Source organism: Corallococcus sp. M7 (assembly GCF_054512695.1).
Genome location: NZ_CM137252.1, coordinates 8,428,271 through 8,448,207 on the forward strand (window position 1 = coordinate 8,428,271; position 19,937 = coordinate 8,448,207).

Below are 19,937 nucleotides of genomic sequence, written 5' to 3' on the forward strand. Positions count from 1 at the left end.
GGCGCACCGTCACGGCGGCGCGGGGTGTTTGACCACCAGCACGGGCCGGCGGGAGCGGGCCACCACCTCCTGGGCCACGGAGCCGAGCATCGCGCGGCGCACGCCCGTGCGCCCATGCGAGCCGAGGCAGACGACGTCCGCCCCATACCGCTCCGCCGCCTGGCAGAGCGCCTGCGCGGCGTGGACCCCGGACAACAGCTCCACCCGGACGGTGATGCCCCGGTCAGCGGCGTCGCGGGGGACCAGCGCCTCCAGCCGGCGCCGGAGCTCGGGCTCCTCGTCCTCGTTCCCGCTCAGGGCCACCGCGGGCCAGAAGTCCGCGTAGACGACGGGGACCGGCGACTCGATGACGTACGCCAGGATGAGCTCTCCGCCCCGGGGCAGGAGCGACAGGGCGTGGGGGATGGCCCGGTTCGCCAGCGGCGAGAAGTCCGTCGGGACGAGGACGCGGTGGATGGAGGGGACATCCACGGGCGCCTCGGCCTCCCGCTCCGGGCAGGACGGGACGCAGGCGACCGCCGCCACCGGCGCGAGCTGGAGGGCGGAGAGCGACACCGAGCCGTGCCGCACGCGCCGCAGCCCCCGCCGCTGGTGGCTGCCCAGCAGGAGGAGGTCCGCCCGCGACTCCTCCGCGAGCCTGGCGAGCGGCTCCGCCACGTTCCCGTGGTCCGAGGACATCCGGACCTCCGCCCGGGACTCACCGATGCGAGACAGGCGCTCGCGCAGGTCCCGCTCGAGGATGGCCTCGATGTTCTCCGTCTCCGGGTTCACGCGGTACAGCCCGAGCCGTCCGTACTCCGTGGCCGTGTCATAGACATGGGCGACCGTCAGCTCAACGGGCCCCACCCGGCGCAGCTCCGGAAGCCAGCGCAGCGCGACCTCCGCGCTGAGGGAGAAGTCATCGCCCACGGCGACCCGCAGCGGGCGCCTGCCCTGGCACCAGTCCAGGAACGGCTCGGACAGACGGACCATCAGGAAGGGGCTACGCGACTGCTGCGCGATGCGCGCCGGGATGCCGCCCAGCCGCCAGCGCTTCTCCGACCGCCAGCCCAGGGCCGCCGTGATGATCATCCGCGCGTGGATCTTCGCGGCGTGCTCGACCAGCGCCTCGTCCGGCATGCCCAGCAGCACCTGGGGCTCCACGGACAGCCCCGGATGGCTCAGCCTGTCGGCCTCGGCGGTGAGGCGCTCCTCGAGCCCGGTGATGGTGCTGCCGTGCTCGGCCGGCCAGTCGCGCCGGAGCATGCCGGGCTCCACGGTGTGCACGAGCACCAGCGGCGTACCCGTCCGTTCCGCGATGGCCGCCGCGACGCGGACGGCCTCCCGGGCATGGTCGGAGAAATCCGTGCCGACGACGATGGCCATGACGTCCCCCCAAGGGGCCATCGCGTGCCCCGCTGCCCGCGAGGACGCGCCCCTGCGTGGAACGTTGGGACCGGCGGTGGAGGGCGCAAGAACACCAGGCAGGAGCAGTCGGCGCGCGCCCCCTCACCCGGGCGCGGGGGCCGGCGGAGCTTGCGCCTCCGGGAAGAGCATCTCCAGGTGGTACATGCCGTCCTCGCGGCGGCTGCGCACGGGCAGGCCGCTTTCGTGGAAGACGTCCAGCATGGAGGTGTTCGTCACCAGGACGTCCGCCTGGAAGCCGGGGATGCCCCGGGCCATGGCGGCCTCGCGGATGCGCCGCATCAGCACCGTCCCCACGCCCCGCCCCTGCCAGTCGTCGCGGACCACGAAGGACACGTCCGCCAGGCGCGTGGCCGGGTCCACGATGTAGTGCACCACGGCCACCACCTCCTCCGTGCCGGGCGGACATGCGACCAGGGCCATGTCGTGCTCGAAGTCCAGGTCCACCATCCGCTGGAGCTCCTCGTGCGGGTGCTCCTTCTTGAAGCCCATGAAGCGCCGGTAGCCGCTCTCGCGCGACAGGCCATACAGCAGGTCCTGCAGGGCGCGCTCGTCGGTGATGCGGGCCGCGCGGACGACCAGCGCGTCGTGCGACACCGTGTGCTCCAGCCGCTCCTCCGCCCAGGGGTAGCGCGCGCGAGGCACCACCTGGTCCGGCAGCACCCAGCGGCGTCCCTTGGCCGCGGCCATCAGCTCCGCCCGGAAGTCCGGGTGGGCGACGTTGATGAGCGCGAGCGCGCGCTCCCGGATGCTCTTTCCCCAGAGCTCCGCGACGCCGTACTCCGTGACGACGGAGTGGACGTCCCCGCGGCTCGTCACCACGCCGGTGCCGGGCTCCAGCGCCAGTTGGATGCGGCTCACCGTCCCGCCATGCGCCGTGGAGGGCAGCGCGATGAGGGCCCGGCCCCCGGGGCTGCGGCTCGCCCCCCGGATGAAGTCCACCTGCCCGCCGATGCCGGAGTAGAAGCAGCCGCCCAGCGTGTCGGCCGCCACCTGGCCGGTGAGGTCCACCGCCAGGGCGGAGTTGATGGAGACCATCCGGGCGTTGCGCGCCACCACCGCCGGGTCGTTGGTGTCGTCGCTCGGCCGCATCTCGATGGCCGGGTGGTCATGCGCCCAGGCGTAGAGCCGCTGGCTGCCCATGATGAACGACGTGACGAGCTTGCCCGCGAGCACCGTCTTCCTGCGCCCGGTGATGACGCCCGCCTCCACCAGGTGCATCACGCCGTCCGAGAGCATCTCCGTGTGGATGCCCAGGTCCTGGTGGTGCTCCAGCGCCGCCAGGACCGCGTCCGGAATCCTCCCGATGCCCGACTGCAACGTGGCGCCATCCGGGATGAGCCGGGCGACGTGCGCGCCGATGCTCCGGGACACCGCGTCGGGTGGCTCGGGGTGGACCTCCAGCAACGGGAGCGACACCGGCACCAGGTGGTGGATGCGGCGCACGTCCAGGAACGAGTCCCCGTGCGTGCGCGGCATGTTCGGGTTGACCTCCGCGATGACGAGCGAGGCCGCGTCCACCGCGGCGCGCACGATGTCCACGGAGACGCCCAGGCTGACGTAGCCGTGCGCATCCGGCGGGCTGACCTGGATGAGCGCCACGTCGATGCGGATCTTGCGGCTGCGGATGAGCTCCGGAATCTCCGAGAGGAACACCGGGATGAAGTCCGCCCGCCCCTCCTGCACGGCCTGCCGCACGTTGGGCCCGATGAAGAAGGCGACGTGGCGGAAGCGCCCGGCCTGCGCGGGCTCCACATAGGGCGCGGGCCCCAGTGTCAGCAGGTGCACCACCTCGTTGTCCGCGAGATAGGGACCCCGCTCGTCCACCAGGGCCCGCACCAGCGTCACCGGCTCGGCCGCGCCCGAACCGATGAGGATGCGCCTTCCCGGCAGGACGGCGCGCAGGGCCTCCCCGGGCGTCCGCACCCGGTCCGCATGGCGCTTCATCCAATCGTCCATACCGGTGCGGATAAGCACGGTGCGCGCCCTCCGCGCGCCGCGACGGGCAGGCTCGCGGTGTCCCTGCTCCCCTGCCGGTGTTCGTCCGTGAGGCGCCAGCCCCAGCTTCGAAGGAGCGCGAGGAGCCCGAGACCATGGAGCCGACCCTTCCCCCAGAGCCCTCTCCCCAGACGCCGCGCCCCCAACCGGCGCCGCCCCCGTCCATCCTCTGGTTCGACACCCTGTCCCGGGAGGACGTGGCCCAGGCCGGAGGCAAGGGCGCCAACCTGGGAGAGCTGACGCGCGCCGGGCTGCCCGTGCCCCCGGGCTTTGTCATCACCGCCGCCGCCTTCCATCAGGCCATGGAGCCCGTGCGCGCCCGGCTGCATGCGCTGTGGGAGCGCGTGGATCCGGATGACCCGCGTTCGCTCGACGAGGCTACGGAGTCCCTGCGCGGCCTCGTGCTCGAGGCGCCCCTGCCCGACTGGCTGGACACCGCCATCCTCGCCGCCTATCACCGGCTGAGGGAGTGCTCCGCGGTGGCGGTGCGCTCGTCCGCCACCGCGGAGGACACCGCCACCACCTCCTTCGCGGGCATGCACGAGTCGTTCACCAACGTGGTGGGCGATGACGCGCTCCTCGACCGCGTGCGCGCGTGCTGGGCGTCCGCCTTTGGCCCGCGCGTGGTGGCCTACCGCAAGGCGCAGGGGCTCACGGAGGTGCCGGAGATCGCCGTGGTGGTGCAGGCCATGGTGGACTCGACGCGCTCGGGCGTCATGTTCACCGTGGACCCCTCCACCGGGAACCGCTGGCACCTCGTCATCGAGGGGGCCTTCGGCCTGGGAGAGGTCGTGGTGGGGGGACAGGTGGAGCCCGACACCTACGTCGTGGACCGCGAGGGGCCCCGCCTGCTGGAGACGCGCGTGGGCGAGAAGGCCTTCCAGCTCGTGCGCGACGGCGTGGGCCATGAGAAGCACGAGGAGCTCCCTCCGGAGCGGGTCCGCGCGCGGGTGCTCACGGACGTGGAGGTGCTGGCGCTGGCGCGGCTGGGGCTGCGCGTGGAGCGGCACTACGGCGCGCCCCAGGACATCGAATGGGCGGAGCAGGACGGCCGGTTCTATCTGGTCCAGTCGCGACCGGTGACGACGGTGCCCGCCGCCGCACCGGAGACACCGGAGCCTGTCGCGTCCACGGGAAAGGCGCGGGTGAGCGGCCTGGGCGCGTCTCCCGGCGTGGTCTCCGGCCGCGTGCGGGTGCTGCGCGACGCGCGGGAGGGCTCGAAGCTCGCGGCCGGTGAAATCCTCGTGGCGCCCATGACGTCGCCGGACTGGGTGCCCACGCTGCGGCGCGCGGCGGCGGTCGTCACCGACAGCGGCGGCATGACGTGCCACGCGGCCATCGTCAGCCGCGAGCTGCGCAAGCCCTGCGTGGTGGGCACGCGCACCGCGACGAAGGTCCTGCGCGACGGTGAGGAGGTCACCGTGGATGGCGCCGCTGGCACCGTGCGCGAGGGCCGCGCCCCGGAAGCGCCCGCCGTGGCGGTGGTGGGGCCGCCCTCTCCCCAGGCGGGGCCCCAGCCCCGGGAGGCCACCGGGCCGGAGGCGCTGGGCACGCGGCTCTACGTGAACCTGGCCCTGCCGGGACAGGCCCGGGAGGCGGCGGCGCTCCCGGTGGATGGCGTGGGGCTGCTGCGGGCGGAGTTCATGCTCACCGAGGCCCTGGGCGGCGTGCACCCGCGCAAGCTCATCGCCGGGGGCCGGAGCGGCGAGTTCGTCGAGCGGATGTCCCAGGCGCTCCTGACCATCACCCGCGCCTTCCGGGGCCGCCCGGTGGTGTACCGGACCACGGACTTCCGCACGAACGAGTTCCGGGGCCTGGAGGGCGGCGGCGAGTTCGAGACCGTGGAGGCCAACCCGATGATCGGCTTCCGGGGCTGCTACCGCTACCTGCGCGAGCCGGAGGTGTTCCAGCTGGAGCTGGAGGTGCTCGCCCGCGTGCGGGACGAGACGCCCAACCTGCACCTGATGATTCCCTTCGTGAGGACGAAGTGGGAGCTGGAGGCGTGCCTGGAGGCCGTGGAGAGGAGCCCGCTGGGGCACCACCGCGGGCTGGAGCGCTGGGTGATGGCGGAGGTGCCCTCCGTCGTCTACCGCATCCCCGAGTACGCCCGGATGGGCATCACCGGCGTGTCCATCGGCTCCAATGACTTGACCCAGCTCATGCTGGGCGTGGACCGGGACTCGGAGCTGTGCGCGGAGCTCTTCGATGAAGCGGACGCGGCTGTGCTGGACGCCATCGTCCACATCATCCGGGCCAGCCGCGAAGCGGGCATCACGTCGTCGCTCTGCGGCCAGGCCCCTTCGAACCGGCCCGCCTTCGCGGAGCACCTGGTCCGCGCGGGCATCACCTCCATCTCCGTGGACCCGGCGGCCGTGGGCGCGACCCGGGCGGTCGTGGCGGCGGCGGAGCGGCGGCTGCTGCTGGAGTCCGCCCTGCGCCGCTGAAGGCCTCGCTCAGGCGTACGTCCCGGCGTGCGCGTGGGCGCCCTCCGCCGTGGGCAGCGTGAAGAAGAACGTGCTGCCCGCGCCGGGCGCGCTGTCCACGCCGACCTGGCCGCCGTGGGCCTCCACCAGCCCCTTCACGATGGCGAGCCCCAGCCCCGCGCCCTCCTTGCGCTTCGGTCCGGCCTGCCAGAAGCGCTCGAAGATGCGCGGCCGGTCCTCCGCCGCGATGCCGGGGCCCGTGTCGCTCACCAGGAAGCGGACCTGGCCCACCTCCGGCTGGACGCGCAGGAGCACGCGGCCTCCCTCGGGCGTGAACTTGAGCGCGTTGCCCAGGAGGTTGGAGAGGATCTGCGCCAGCCGCTCCGGATCCGCCAGGACGCGGGGCACACCCTCTGGCACGTGGGCCTGGAGGAGCAGGGCCCTGGACTCCGCGAGTCCCCGGTGCTGCTCCAGCGCCTCCTGGACGAGCGGCGCCACCTCCAGCGGCGTGCGCTCCACCGACAGGCTTCCGCCTTCCATGCGGGCCACGTCCAGCAGGTCCTGGATGAGCCGGTTCGCCCGCTGGACCGACTTCTGGAGCGTGTCCAGGCGCGTCCGGGCGCCGTCGTCCGGAGGCAGGTGCTTCTCCAGCATCCTCGCGCTGAGCTGGATGACGTTGAGCGGGGTGCGCAGGTCGTGCGCCACGATGCGCAAGACCTCCTCGCGCATGCGGATGGCCTGCTCGGCCCGTTCGTACAGGTTCGCGTTGTCGATGGCGAGCGCGGCGCGACGGGCGAGTTCCTCCGCCTGGGCCCGCTCCCGCTCTCCGTAGCGGCGCCCGTTTCCGGACGCCGCGAGCAGGATGACGCCCAGGTTGAACTCCCGGCCGTGCAGCGGCAGGAGGAGGGCCGAGTGGAGCGGCGGCGGCTCCGGGGGCCCGGCGTCCACCGCGGCCGCGCTGGACGGCGTTTGCTCCAGCAGCACCGGCCTTCCCGTGCGCCGCACGGCGGCGATGAGGGGCGCTGGAACGAAGGACTCCGGTCCGTGTGCCGCTTCCAGCGCCCGCAGCCGCTCCGCCGTGCGCGCGTCCGCGGCCGCGTGCTCCATCCGCTGGATGCAGCCGTTCGCGTCCAGGCAGGCCACCACGCACCAGTCCGCCAGCGCCGGCACGGCGAGCTGCGCCACCGTGGCCAACGTCGTCCGCGATGACAGCGACGCCGCGAGCCGCGGCCCCACGTCCGCCAGGAAGCGCCAGGCCTGCTCCAGTTCCTGGCGCTCCGTGATGTCCTGCATCTGCGAGATGAAGTGGATGGGCCCTCCCCGCGCGTCGCGGACCACCGCGCCCCACACGAGCAGGGCGATGCGCCGGCCGTCCTTGCGCACGTAGTGCTTCTCCCGTTGGAAGGAGGCCAGCTCCCCCTGGCGCATCCGCTCGGCGTTCTCCTGGTCCAGCGCCAGTTCCTCCGGTGGGGTGAGGTCCTGGAACGAACGGCTGAGCAGCTCGTCCCGCGAATAGCCCACCAGGGCGCAGAGCGCCGCGTTCACGTGGAGGAAGTGGCCATCCAGTCCCACCAGCGCCATGCCCACGGGCGCGCCCTCGAACGAGGTGCGGAAGCGCTCCTCGCTCAGGCGCAGCCGGTCCTCCGCCTTCCGCCGCGCGCTGATGTCCCGGAGGATGACGGTGAGCAACTGCGTGCCCTCCACGTCCAGCTTCATGATGCTGGCCTCCGCGGGGAACGTCTCGCCTCCCCGGCGCCGCCCGAGGATGGGCAGCCGCTCCCCCATGTTGCGGGACGTCGCCGTGCCCTGCGCGAAGCGCCGGACGTGCCCCGCATGGATGGCCTGGAGCTCTTCGGGGAGGAGGATGTCCAGCGGCTGGCCCAGGACCTCCTGCCCGGAGTAGCCGAAGATGCGCTCGGCGCTCGCGTTGAACATGACGATGCGCTGCCCGGCGTCGATGGAGATGATGGCGTCCGCGGCATGGGTGACGATGCCCCCGAAGCGCGCCTCCGACAGCCGCAGCGAATGCTCCACCCGCCGGCGGCTCGCGTCCAGGCCGGAAAGGGCATTCGCGTTCCAGAGGACCACGGCGAGGAAGGCCGCCATCGACAGGAGCACGAAGAGCGCGGTGCCCTCGGCGGTGCCGTAGAGCCCCAGCCGCTCCCCCAGGAGCCGCACCGCGCCCACCGCGGGCACGAGCAGGACCACGAGCAGCAGCCGCCGCGCCGAGTGCCCCCCGATATCCTCCCGCAGCAGCGCCCCCATCGGCCCCTGCTCGGCGTGGAACGAGAGCAGTCCCGCTGAAATCAGCAACAGCCCCAGCGACAGCGGAAGCCCCGGTGCCAGGGGCCACCCCGTCACGGTGTTCAGGGGGGCCAGCCCGAACCAGTGCCCCTGGTACAGCCCTCCGATGAGGCCCCACACCGCGAGCAGCCCGGCGCAGGCGGCCAGCCACCGCGCGGGGTACCCGCCCCGGCGCGTGCGCACGTGCACGCCCCAGAGCGACAGCCCCGCGAGCAGCAGGCCCACCCCACCCGCCGGAGCCTCCCGGGCGAGCCCCGTAATGCCCATGAGCACGCCCCCGGTCGCCAGCCCCAGCCCCACCCGGCGCCGTCCCCTTCGCGCGGTCCGGGGGTGCAGCAGCCAGAGCGCGCCGCCCAAGAAAACCAGGCCCCATCCGTCCCAGGGAAACGGACGGCCCGAGGCCGTGAAGAGCGACAGGGCCCACCCGTCCACCCGGAGCGCGCCCACCAGGACCGCGAACGCGCTCGCCACGGCGAGGAACCTCGCGAGCCCCCGCTCGAACCAGGGCGGCGCACTCCGAGCGGCATGCGCGGACGCAGTGGCGGGGGGCGGGTGCGTCATGGGGCCTCCAGGGACGGAACGCGGCGGCCGGTCCGCCAGCGGTGGCCCCGGAGCAGGCCGCCCCGCGCGTGCGGCCCCGCGACGAGCAGGGGCACCAGCGCGGCGCAGACGGCCGCGAGCACCCGGCCCCAGTCGCGAGCACCGGGCGGGTGCAGCCCCACGAGCGCGGCCAGCGAGGGCACCTGGATGAGCAGGACGGAGAGCCCCAGCGACAGGGCGCAGACCCACCGCGCGGTGCGGGTCCGCAGACGGGTGAGCACGGCCGCGAAGGTGGCGCTCGCCAGCGTGAGCGACGCCATCGCCACCGCCCGCGCGCGTTCCACGTCGTGCCCCTCCGACAGACACCGCGCGAAGGCCCAGACGAGCCCGCACGCCATCAGCGCGCCCACCCCCGTGAGCAGGGCCCACTCGCCCCGGGAGAAGACGCGCGCGGCGGGCCTCGCGCGCAGCGGTGTGAGCCGTCCGGGTCGCGCGGCCGCCTGGAAGGCCAGCATCGCGGTGGGGTGGATGATGAGTTCCAGCCACACGATGTGGATGGGCAGGAACACGAGCGGCCGTCCCCAGAGCGGCACCAGCGCCGCCGTGCCGACCAGCGGGATGTGGATGAGCAGCAGGTAGAGGAAGCAGCGCTGGAGGTTGGAGAAGAGCTGCCGGCCCTCCGCGATGGCGCGCACCAGCGTGCCGAAGTCGTCGTTCAGCAGCACGATGGAGGACGCCTCGCGAGCGCTCCGCGTCCCCCGTTCCCCCATGGCGATGCCCACGTCCGCGGCCTGGAGCGCCGGCACGTCGTTCACCCCGTCCCCCGTGGCGGCCACCACCTCGCCCTGCTCGCGGAGCGCCTTCACCAGCGCGTACTTCTGGGCGGGCAGCGCGCGCGCCACCACGTCCACGGGCGGCACCCTTCCCGTGTCGGCCAGTCGCGTCTCCAGGGCCTCTCCCGTGAGTACCACCGGGTGTTCGCCCCCCAGCCCCAGCCGCCGGGCGACCGCGAGCGCCGTGCGGGGGTGGTCTCCCGTCACCATCACCGTGCGCAGCCCCGCGTCGCGGCACTCCCGCACCGCCGCCTCCACGCCCGCGCGCACCGGGTCCTCGCACCCCACGAGCCCCACGAAGTCGAAGCCCCGGTCCGGCTCGCCGCCGTGCCAATGCGTCGCGTCCAGCGTCCTGCGCGCGCATGCGATGACCTTCTGCCCCTCGCGCGCGAGCGCGTCCACGCGAAGCGTCCACTCCCGCCGGGCGTCCCCGGACAACGCGCACAGCTCCAGCACCCGCTCGGGCGCGCCCTTCACCGCGGCGAACAACGTACCGGGCCCCTGCCGCACCACCGCCGTCTCGCGCTGGCGCTCCTCGGTGAAGGGGAAGGTGGCCTCGCGGAGGGGAGCGGGCAGCTCCGTCAGGTCCCGCGCCCCCGCCTCCCGCAGCGCCACGTCCAGCGGATCCCGCCCCTCCTCTCGCGAGGCCAGCACCGCGGTCTCCAGCAGCTCTCCCGGCGAGGTCCCGGGGGATGGCAGCAGCCGGGCCACCCGCAGGAGCCCCTCGGTCAGCGTGCCCGTCTTGTCCGAGCACACGCAGCTCACACGGCCGATGTTCTCCACCGAGACGGCCTGCCGCACCAGCGCCTGCCGCCGGGCCAGACGGTACACCCCCGCGCCCAGGAAGAACGTGAGCGCCACCGGGAACTCCTCGGGCAGCGCCGCCACGCCGAGCGTCGCCGCGCTCAAGAGCGCATCCAGCGCACCAAACCCCTGGCGCAGGCGGACGAGCGCCAGCACCGCGCAGAGCGCCGCCGCCACGCCCACCAGCACCGCCACCAGGTGCGCCACCGCGTGCTGGAGCGGCGTGCGTGCCCGGGCCTCCTGACCCGCGGAGCGGATGATGCTCCCGTAGAGGGTCTCCGCGCCGGTGAAGACGACGCGCACCCAGGCCGTCCCGGTGAGCAGCCGCGTCCCCGCGAGCCCCCAGTGCTCCCCCTCCACGGCCGGCTCCGCCCCGGGAGGCAGGCGCCCCAGTGGCCGCTTGCGCACGGGCAGTGACTCGCCGGTGAGCGAGGACTCCTCGGCCTGCACGCCCTGGCCCTGAACCACCAGGCCATCTGCGGGAAACTGGCTGCCCGCCTCCACGCGTGACAGGTCTCCCGGCACCACGTCCTCCGCCGGCACCTCCACTTCGCGGCCTTCGCGCAGCACCGTGGCGTGCTCGGCCAGGCGGCCTCGCAGGCCTTCGGCGGCGGCCTGGGTCCGGTGGTGCAGGAAGACATCCATGCCCAGCAGCGGAGCGAGGGCCAGCAGCATCACCGCGCCATCCACCCGCTCCCCCAGGGCGAAGTAGAGGGCGCTCGCGCCCACGAGGAACCAGAGCATCGGGTCGCTCGCGGCCTCGCGCAGACTCTGGAGCGTGGAGCGGGAAGGCCGGCCTCGCACGTCGTTGGAGCCGTACCGCGCGCGCCGAGCCAGCACCTCGCCTGCGTCCAGCCCACGCGTGTCTTCCCAGCCATGAGGCAGGCGATGGACCGGAACCAGGACTCGCATGATGCCCCCGGAACAAGCTGGGGCCCTGCGTGGGCATCGGCAATGCACGCTCCATCAAGTCCGTCCGGACGCGGGCGGCCTGGCGTACGCCGCGGGGGAGCCCCGCCGTCCAGGGTCGGGTTGCCAGCACCACCGGAAGGCGCCACGCATGACGGAGGATTTCGTCCAGGAGGGCGCGGATGCGGATCCTCATCACTTATGGAAGCAAACTGGGCGGGACTCGGGAGATCGCCGCCCTGCTCGCTGGCATCCTCCGGGACGCGGGCTTCGAAGCAGAGGCGCTGTCCCCGGACACGGTCGAGGATGTCCGCACCTACGACGCCGTCATCGTCGGAGGCGGGCTCTACGCCAACCGCTGGCACCGGCAGGCCCGGCGCTTCGTGCACCGGCACGCCCAGCAACTGCGTGAGCGGCCCGTGTGGTTCTTCTCCAGCGGCCCCCTCGACGACTCGGCGTCGCAGGAGCGCATTCCGCCCACCGTCCAGGTGCGGGCCCTCATGGAGCAGGTGGGCGCGCGAGGCCATGAGACCTTCGGAGGGAGGCTGGAGCGCGACGCCCGGGGATTCATCGCCCGGTCCATGGCGCGCGAGCACGCGGGGGACTGGCGGGACTCCGGACAGATCGCCCGGTGGGCGCGGCGCGTGGCCGCAGAGCTGAAGGAGGCCGCGTCGGCACGGGCCGGGTTCGAGTCCTTGGGCCAGGAGCCACCGCGATGACGACGGGGCCTGCTGACGTGCGCCGCGCCCGCTGCTCTCCGCGTGGGCCATGCCGCGCTGGCGCGGTGACTAGTTTGGAGAGGTGACTGCAAGGAGAGGGGCCATGACCATCGCCTGCGCGACCAACTTCTCGGAAGATGCCCGGCGCGCCTGTGACACGGCGGCGCTGCTCGCACGGCGGATGAACGCCCCGCTCTGCCTCGTGCACGTCCTGACCGGGAACCTGGTGCGGACCTTCGGGGACGCCATCTGCGAGACCGCCGAGTCCACGCTGCGCGACGAATGCGACCGGCTGCGCACCACCGGCATCCAGGTCGACTCCGTGCTCCTCACGGGAGAGCCCGACGAGGCGTTGCGGGACCTGACGGCGAAGCGCGGCTTCCAGTGGGTGGTGGCCGGCACGCCACGCGAGGACACGCCCTTCCACGGCCTGGGAGGCACGGTCGACCGGATGGCCCAGTTGATGGAGGTCCCCTTCCTGGTGGTCCGCGAGGGCTCGGGGCTGGAGGCCTGGGCGCGTGGCGAGCGCCCCCTGCGGCTCATGCTGGGCGTGGACCGCTCCAGGCCCTTCGAGGTCGCCCGGGAGTGGGTGAAGCAGCTCGCGAAGGTCGGGCCCGTGGAGGTCGTGGGGGGCCGCATCGTCTGGGTGGGCAGCGAGGCGGAGCGGCTGGGGCTGGTGCATCCGCACAGCTACAAGGACATCTCTCCGGAGCTGCGGGAGGCATTGGAGCGCGAGTCCGACTCGCTGTTGGAACCCCTGCGCGCCGCGGGCCTGCCGGTGCGGTCCCGGCTGGAGCCAGGGCTGGGCCGCATCGCCGACCACCTCATCGCCCTGGCCACGGAGGAGCAGGTGGACCTGCTGGTGGTGGGCACGCACCAGCGCAGGGCGCTCGCGAAGCTGTGGAGCGTGTCCCAATCCGCGCGGAGGCTGGCGCCCATGTCGGTGGTCAGCGTGCCAGTGCGCGCGGCGGAGCAGGGGCTGGAGCAGGAGCCTCCCCGGGTGCGCTCGGTGCTCGCGACCACGGACTTCGGCGAGGCCGGCGACCGCGCCATCGCCTACGCCTTCGCCATCACCCCTCCAGGCGGCACGGTGCACCTGCTGCACGTGGAACCCGCGAAGGCGACGCCCGAGGATCTCCAGGCAGCGCGGCATCAACTGGAGCTGCGCGTCCCGTCCCCGGAGCATGACGGCAGCCACAAGGTCGAGCTGTCGGTGCTCAAGGGAGACGACGTCGCGGGGGTCATCACCCAGGCCGCCGAACGCCATTGCGTGGACCTGGTGTGCATGGGCACGCACGGCCGGACAGGTGTGAGCCGGATGGTGCTGGGTTCGGTGGCGCAGCAGGTGATGGCCCGCAGCGACCGCCCCGCGGTGACGGTGCGCATGCCGCGCGCCTGAAGACAGACGAGGTGAGCCATGAAGGCAACCGTGTTCCGAGGCACCCAGAAGGTGGGCGTGGAGGAGGTGGAGCGGCCCAGGGCGGGCGCGGGCGAGGCCATCGTCCGGGTGACGCTCACCACCATCTGCGGCACCGACGTGCACATCCTGCGCGGCGAGTACCCGGTGAAACCGGGCCTCACCGTGGGCCATGAGATGGTGGGCGTCATCGACGAGTTGGGGCCGGGCGTGACGGGCTACCAGGTGGGGCAGCGCGTGCTGGTGGGCGCGATTACTCCGTGCGGCCAATGCCGCGGCTGCCTGTCCGGTCACGCGTCCCAGTGTGGCCACGGCGAGGGCATGGGGGCCATGGGTGGCTGGCGGCTGGGCAACACGATGAACGGCGTGCAGGCGGAGTACGTGCGCGTGCCCTTCGCGCAGGCGAATCTGGCGCCCATTCCGGACGAACTGAAGGACGAACAGGTGCTGCTGCTGGCGGACATCGCGTCCACGGGCTTCAGCGGCGCGGAGTCCGGCGGGGTGAGGATCGGGGACGCGGTGGTGGTGTTCGCGCAGGGGCCCATCGGCCTGTGCGCCACCGTGGGGGCGCGGCTCATGGGCGCGTCGCTGGTGATTGGCGTGGACGGGGACGAGGCGCGTCTGGCCATGGCGCGCAAGCTGGGCGCGGACGTGGTGCTCGACTTCCGGAACCAGGACGTGGTGGCGGAGGTGAAGCGGCTCACCGGCGGCGGCGTGGACGTGGCCATCGAGGCGCTGGGCACGCAGCAGACCTTCGAGAGCGCGCTGCGCACGCTCAACCCTGGCGGCACGCTGTCCAGCCTGGGCGTGTACTCCGGGAAGCTGCAGATGCCCTACGACGCGTTCGCCGCGGGGCTGGGGGACCACCGCATCGTCACCACGCTCTGCCCGGGCGGCAAGGAGCGCATGCGGCGCCTGATGGAGGTGGTGCGCGCGAAGCGCGTGGATTTGACGCTGCTCTTCACGCACCGCTTCCAGCTCAAGGACATCCGCGAAGCGTACGAGCTGTTCAGCCAGCGCAAGGACGGCGTGCTCAAGGTCGCCATCCGGCCTTGAGCACGCCAACCGTGGCTACTGCGGAGAGAACGTCCCGCTGGTGAGATTGCCGTAGATGTCCCCGGCGCCAGAGGTACTGAACTCCACGAAGCCCGCGTCAATGGCCGCGGACTGCAGCAGCGGATAGCCGTCCGCGTCCAGGCCCAGGGTCGGCATGACGGGGTCGAAGACACTGAACCAGATGCCCTGCTCCATGTTCGCCAGGGCGATGGATTCCACGAGGACCTCGGACGAGCTGGAGGCCTCCATGAAGAAGTTCATCGACTGGCCCTGGAGCGCGGCGACAAACCGCTGCTGGATGGCCGCACCCACCGAGCCGCCCATCTGGAAGGTGACGGGAGCAGTCTGGATGTTGATGCGCTTGCGGCCGTACTCCATCGACCGCGTCACCGTTGACGACTCGAAGCTGACGACGAAGGGAATGCTCTTCCCGGCCAGTTCCTCGAAGATGCCATACCAGGGTCCCGGCTCGAGTGGATCGACCTGGATGGTTCCGGAAATCCATCCGCCCGAATCCACGCCGATACCCACGTCCACGGTGCCGTCTCCCGGCACCTTGAACAGAAAGCGCACCGGGCGCGTCTCGCCCTCCCCCAGCACGAACGACATGGGGTTCGGCGACACCAGCGTGACGGGCACCGCGACGCCCGGCGCGTCCGTGCGCTCCACGTGCCAGTCACCGTTCATCTGGATGGTGTACGCACCCGCCATGAGCGGCAGGAGCACCGAATCCGCGGACGTATCCGTGATGGTGGCGTTCTGCGGCCCCGTGATGGCGAACGTCGCCCCCACCAGCTTGTAGCTGCGCCCCGCCGACGTCGACACCAGCGGCAACTCCAGCAATCCCTCACCGTCGCGAATCACCGGCGTGGACGTTTCAGACACCTCACCACACGCGACCGCCAGCAACGCGAGCGCGCCCACGAACCACTTCAGCATTTGCATGGACTTCCCCCTCAGGAAGACGCCGACGATAGGATTTCGAACATTGCACGGTCAAGACAGACGGACCCGCACGCGCAATCACAGCCATACCCGGCCGGCGCGTGCATCCTACGGAGCATGAGCGACACCCCTGACATCAAGACGGCGGATCTCTGTGACGCCCACTCGGGAACTCCGCGATTCCAGGTCGCCGAGCCGGGATTCCTGGACTACGGCGGGCGCCGGAGTTTTTCCGGACCCATCAGCACCGTGCGCGCACCGGAGGACAACTCACTCGTACGCAAGGCATTGGAGGAGCCCGGCCAGGGCCGCGTGCTGGTGGTGGATGGCGGAGGCAGCCGCCGCTGCGCGCTGGTCGGTGACGTGCTCGCGGCCCTGGGCCAGAAGAACGGCTGGGCGGGCGTGGTGGTCAACGGCTGCATCCGCGACGCGGAAGAAGTCGGCCGCACCGGCATCGGCGTGAAGGCGCTGGGCACCCACCCGCTCAAGAGCGGCAAGCGCAACGAGGGCCAGCGCGACGTGGAGGTGCGCTTCGCTGGCGTCACCTTCATTCCCGGCCATCACCTCTACGCGGACGTGGACGGCATCGTCACTTCGGAGAAGGCTTTGCGCTGAGCTTCGCCTTCCCTGCCCCGGGCCACACGGAGCGCAGCGTCCCCGCGATGGTGCGCAGCGCCTCCGCCCTCGGGTGCCCCGGGCGCCACGCCAGCGCGAGCGTCCGGCCCGGCCCCGGCGGCGCGAAGGGCCGCACCACCAGCTCCCCCCGCCGGTTCTCCATGGGCACCGCCAGCTGGGGCAACAGCGTGACGCTGCCCACCGCCATCACCATCTGCGCGAGCGTCGTCAGGCTGGTGGCGCGGTAGTCCACCTCGCGCGCCCCCACGCGCGTGCACAGCGCCAGGGTCTGACTGCGGAAGCAGTGCCCGTCCTCCAGCAACAACACGTCCTCGTCATCCAGGTCGCGCAGCTGCACGTGCTTCTTCTTCTCCAGCCGGTGCCCCGGCGGCGCCGCCACGACGAAGGGGTCCTCCGCGATGACCGCGTGCTCCACCTGCCGCCCCAGCTCCGTGTCCACCGCCAGCAGCGCCGCGTCCAGCCGGCCCTCGTCCATGTCGCGCATCAGCAGCGCCGTCTTCTCCTCGCGCAGCCGCAACTGGAGCTTCGGGTAGTGCTTCACCAGCGCGGGCACCACCTCCGGCAACACATAGGGCGCCACCGTGGGAATGGCCCCCAGGTGCAGCGGCCCCGCGAACGGATCCCCCATCCGCGCCGCCGCCTTGAGGATGTCCTCCGCGTCCGTCAGCACCCGCCGCGCCCGCGCCACCAACTCCGTGCCTTGGGGCGTGAGCATCACCCGGCGCGCATCCCGCTCGAACACCTTCACGCCGAGCACCGACTCCAACTGCTGGATCTGCGCGCTCAGGGCGGGCTGGGAGACGTGGCACCGCTCTGCCGCCCGCCGGAATCCCAGCGTGTCCGCCACCGCCACCAGGTACTCCAACTGCCGCAGGGTGATGTCGTTGAGCGAGGCCATTTTCCCTCCTGGAACCGATAGCCTGTGCCTATCACTCCCATCCAAACGATGTCTTGGCCCAATCAGAGGGAGCTCTCTACCTTTCCCCGCGTCGAAGTTCCCCGAAGGCCTCCACGCAAAGGAAAGCGTCCATGTCCCAGCGTCCCACCCTGACCACCGAAGCCGGCGCGCCGGTCTCCGACAACCAGCACTCGCAGACGGCCGGTCCCAACGGCCCGGTGCTGCTCCAGGACCACCACCTGCTGGAGAAGCTGGCCCGCTTCAACCGCGAGCGCATCCCGGAGCGCGTGGTGCACGCGGTGGGCTCCGGCGCCTACGGCACCTTCGAAGTCACCCGGGACATCACCCGCTTCACGCGCATGAAGGTCTTCAGCGCGGTGGGCAAGAAGACGGAGGCCTTCCTGCGCTTCTCCACCGTGGCGGGCTCCAAGGGCGCGCCGGACACCGCCCGCGACCCGCGCGGCTTCGCGGTGCGCTTCTACACGGAGGACGGCAACTGGGACCTGGTGGGCAACAACACGCCGGTGTTCTTCCTGCGCGACGGCATCAAGTTCCCGGACTTCATCCACTCGCAGAAGTACGACCCGTACACGAACTGCCAGGAGCCGGACAACGTCTGGGATTTCTTCTCCTACTCACCGGAGGCCACGCACCAGTTCACCTGGCTCTTCGGCGACCGGGGCATCCCGGCGACGCTGCGTCACATGGATGGCTTTGGTTCACACACCTTCCAGTGGGTGAACGCGAAGGGCGAGCGCTTCTGGGTGAAGTTCCATTTCAAGACGGACCAGGGCATCCGCACCCTCACCACGCAGGAGGCGGAAGCCCTGGGCGGCAAGGACCCGCAGCACCACCAGCGCGACCTGTACCAGGCCATCGACCGGGGCGAGTTCCCCTCGTGGACGCTCAAGGTGCAGGTGATGCCGGAGGCGGACGCCGCCCACTACCGCTTCAACCCGTTCGACCTGACCAAGGTGTGGCCCTACAAGGACTACCCGCTGATGGAGGTGGGCAGGCTCACGCTCAACCGCAACCCGCAGAACTTCTTCGCGGAGGTGGAGCAGGCGGCGCTGGACCCGGCGCACTTCGTGCCCGGCATTGGCCCGTCCCCGGACCGGATGCTCCAGGCGCGCCTCTTCGCCTACGGCGACGCGCACCGCTACCGGCTGGGCATCAACAGCACGCAACTGCCGGTGAACGCGCCCAAGGGCGTGAAGGACGGCGCGCGCAACTACGGCCGTGATGGCGCCATGCGCTTCGACGGCAACGGCGGGCGAGGCCCCAACTACGAGCCCAACAGCTTCAACGGCCCAGCGCAGACGGATGAGGCGCCTGGCACGGGCTACGCGGTGAGCGACATGACGGGCACCTTCGTCCACGGCAAGCACGCCGAGGACACCGACTTCGTCCAGGCCGGCGCCCTCTACCGGCGGATGGACGAGGCGGCGAAGGCGCGGCTGGTGGAGAACCTCTCCGGCAGCCTGGCGCAGGTGAGCCGGGAGGACATCATCACCCGCGCCATCGCCCACTTCCGCGCGGCGGACGAGGACTACGGCTCGCGCATCGCCCAGTCCGTCCAGCAGAAGCGCCGTGCCCGCCAGGAGCCGGAACCGAAGCCCTGAGCCCCCCTGTCACTGGAAGTAGCCGTCCGAGAGCGTACGCAGGAAGGCGACGAGGGCCTGTTCCTCCTGGGGGGACAGGCCCAGGTTGCCCAGCTCCTGCGTGTTGATGTTCAGCCCCACCTCCGGCATGGGCCAGCAGTCCACGCCGGGCGTTCCGGACACGCTCCCCGTGCAGACCGGCAGCACGTCACGCGTGTTGTAGAAGTGGACGATGGACTCGAGGCTCTTGAAGTAGCCGTTGTGGCCATAGGCCTTGGTGAAGCCCGGGAACGGACGCTTGTCCACGTTGCGCAGGGTGGGAACCTTGACCTTGCCCAGGTTGGCGCGCGCGGAGGGCGCGTAGTCCTGGCGCGTCTGGAGGAAGCCGCCCAGGCCCGTGTCGATCCAGAAGGGCCCCTCCGGGTTGAACTGGAGCTGCCAGTACCAGGGGTTGAGCAGGTTGCGCGGCACGCCCAGGTTGTCGAAGGTGTAGTCGGTGAAGAGCGGCGGCTCGCCATTCGGGCCGCGCTGGCTCGGGTGGCAGTTGTCGCATCTCGCCTTGCCCTCGAAGAGCCTCAGGCCCCACTGCTCCTGGGAGGAGAGCCGCGCGCGGCCGGCGAGGTAGGCGTCGTACTTCGAGGAGAAGGCGTTCACCTCGCGAGAGGCCTCGTACGCGGCGATGGACCTCGCGATGTTGTCATACGCGCGCGGCACGTCTCCGCAGATACGGGCGCCCCAGACGGACCGGAAGAGGTCGCCGTACGGGCCGCCGCAGACCTTGGCCACCACCGCGGCCTCGCTGGGGTTGTTCTGCTCCACCGGGTTGAGGAACGGGCCCTGCGCCTGATCCGCGGCGGGGTTGCCCAGCTCCTCGCCGGTGGCGCGGCCATCCCAGAAGTTGCCGCCCACGAAATCGGCCTCCCCTGGCGTCACCCGGTGGAGGATGGGAGCCTGCGTGGCATAGGCGGATGAAGGCGGCTTGCGATCGCCGAAGCGTCCCCGCACGGCGCCTTCATAGACGGAGCCGGTGAGGTTGATGAGGAGGATGGGACCTGTCCAGCCCACCTCGGGGCCATGACAGACGGCACAGGCCTGGCCCATGGGCTCGGAGAGGCGGCGGTCGAAGAAGAGCAGCTTGCCCAGCCGCTCCACGGGCTTCAGCCCGCCGGCCGCCGCCGTGGGCTCCTCGCGCAGCGTGGCCTCGAAGATGGCCAGGACCTGGAGGGACTCCGTCGTCTCCGGCGGCTTCGCGTCGCCCGTGTCCCCGCTCGCGCGGGGATTCAATGGCAATGCGCCCGGGGCCGGGACGACTTCGCACGCCAGCGTCCCGCCCAGCGCCAGCAGCAGGGACAACCTCCACCATGACCGTGAGTCGCGCATGTCCGGCACCTCGATTGAGAGCGGCAGCCAGGGTGCCGTCGCCACCGGGCCCCGGCCATGGACCGGGAGC

At 71.9% G+C, this 19,937-nt stretch carries 13 protein-coding genes; 6 read left to right on the forward strand and 7 right to left on the reverse strand.

Annotation, left to right across the window (positions count from 1 at the left end; genetic code table 11):
* Nucleotides 1–9 precede the first annotated feature (9 nt).
* Nucleotides 10–1,365, reverse strand: coding sequence for a universal stress protein (locus tag ACX114_RS33775; RefSeq protein WP_459291450.1), 1,356 nt, complete (start codon nt 1,363–1,365; stop codon nt 10–12).
* A 123-nt stretch (nt 1,366–1,488) separates the two neighbouring features.
* Nucleotides 1,489–3,351, reverse strand: coding sequence for a GNAT family N-acetyltransferase (locus ACX114_RS33780; RefSeq protein WP_459291451.1), 1,863 nt, complete (start codon nt 3,349–3,351; stop codon nt 1,489–1,491).
* A 146-nt stretch (nt 3,352–3,497) separates the two neighbouring features.
* Here ACX114_RS33780 and ppsA point away from each other — a divergent pair, with 146 nt between their 5' ends.
* A complete protein-coding gene (gene ppsA, locus ACX114_RS33785; protein WP_459291452.1) occupies nt 3,498–5,846 on the forward strand; it encodes a phosphoenolpyruvate synthase in 2,349 nt (782 codons plus the stop codon).
* Nucleotides 5,847–5,855: 9 nt separating this feature from the next.
* On the opposite strand, the gene ACX114_RS33790 is transcribed toward ppsA, so the two are convergent.
* Both ACX114_RS33790 and ACX114_RS33795 read right to left on the reverse strand, forming a co-directional pair.
* Entirely contained in the window at nt 5,856–8,690 is a 2,835-nt protein-coding gene (locus ACX114_RS33790) for a sensor histidine kinase (RefSeq protein WP_459291453.1), read from the reverse strand.
* On the reverse strand, nt 8,687–11,218 hold the full coding sequence (locus ACX114_RS33795) for a cation-translocating P-type ATPase (RefSeq protein WP_459291454.1): 2,532 nt from the start codon (nt 11,216–11,218) through the stop codon (nt 8,687–8,689). The genes ACX114_RS33790 and ACX114_RS33795 overlap by 4 nt, the downstream gene beginning before the upstream one ends.
* Nucleotides 11,219–11,397: 179 nt before the next feature.
* Here ACX114_RS33795 and ACX114_RS33800 point away from each other — a divergent pair, with 179 nt between their 5' ends.
* From ACX114_RS33800 to ACX114_RS33810, 3 genes are all read left to right on the forward strand, one after another.
* On the forward strand, nt 11,398–11,934 hold the full coding sequence (locus ACX114_RS33800; protein ID WP_459291455.1) for a flavodoxin domain-containing protein: 537 nt from the start codon (nt 11,398–11,400) through the stop codon (nt 11,932–11,934).
* 103 nt (nt 11,935–12,037) lie between these two features.
* The gene (locus ACX114_RS33805; protein ID WP_459291456.1) at nt 12,038–13,333 is read left to right on the forward strand and encodes a universal stress protein; all 1,296 of its coding nucleotides are present in this window, start codon (nt 12,038–12,040) and stop codon (nt 13,331–13,333) included.
* 18 nt (nt 13,334–13,351) lie between these two features.
* On the forward strand, nt 13,352–14,407 hold the full coding sequence (locus ACX114_RS33810; RefSeq protein ID WP_459291457.1) for a zinc-binding dehydrogenase: 1,056 nt from the start codon (nt 13,352–13,354) through the stop codon (nt 14,405–14,407).
* Between the two features lie 15 nt (nt 14,408–14,422).
* Here the strand turns inward: ACX114_RS33810 and ACX114_RS33815 are convergent, their stop codons facing one another.
* Nucleotides 14,423–15,352: a hypothetical protein gene (locus ACX114_RS33815; protein ID WP_459291458.1), complete on the reverse strand. Its 930-nt coding sequence runs from the start codon at nt 15,350–15,352 to the stop codon at nt 14,423–14,425.
* 117 nt (nt 15,353–15,469) lie between these two features.
* On the opposite strand from ACX114_RS33815, the gene rraA reads away from it, so the two are divergent.
* Nucleotides 15,470–15,967 carry a ribonuclease E activity regulator RraA gene (gene rraA / locus ACX114_RS33820; protein WP_459291459.1) on the forward strand — a complete coding sequence of 166 codons (498 nt, stop codon included), beginning with the start codon at nt 15,470–15,472 and terminating at the stop codon, nt 15,965–15,967.
* Here rraA and ACX114_RS33825 read toward each other — a convergent pair.
* On the reverse strand, nt 15,942–16,886 hold the full coding sequence (locus tag ACX114_RS33825; protein WP_459291460.1) for a LysR substrate-binding domain-containing protein: 945 nt from the start codon (nt 16,884–16,886) through the stop codon (nt 15,942–15,944). The two genes, rraA and ACX114_RS33825, sit on opposite strands and share 26 nt — an antisense overlap.
* 131 nt (nt 16,887–17,017) lie before the next feature.
* Here ACX114_RS33825 and ACX114_RS33830 point away from each other — a divergent pair, with 131 nt between their 5' ends.
* Nucleotides 17,018–18,508: a catalase gene (locus ACX114_RS33830; RefSeq protein ID WP_459291461.1), complete on the forward strand. Its 1,491-nt coding sequence runs from the start codon at nt 17,018–17,020 to the stop codon at nt 18,506–18,508.
* 9 nt (nt 18,509–18,517) lie between these two features.
* On the opposite strand, the gene ACX114_RS33835 is transcribed toward ACX114_RS33830, so the two are convergent.
* Nucleotides 18,518–19,867: a cytochrome-c peroxidase gene (locus ACX114_RS33835; RefSeq protein ID WP_459291462.1), complete on the reverse strand. Its 1,350-nt coding sequence runs from the start codon at nt 19,865–19,867 to the stop codon at nt 18,518–18,520.
* Between the last annotated feature and the right edge of the window lie 70 nt (nt 19,868–19,937).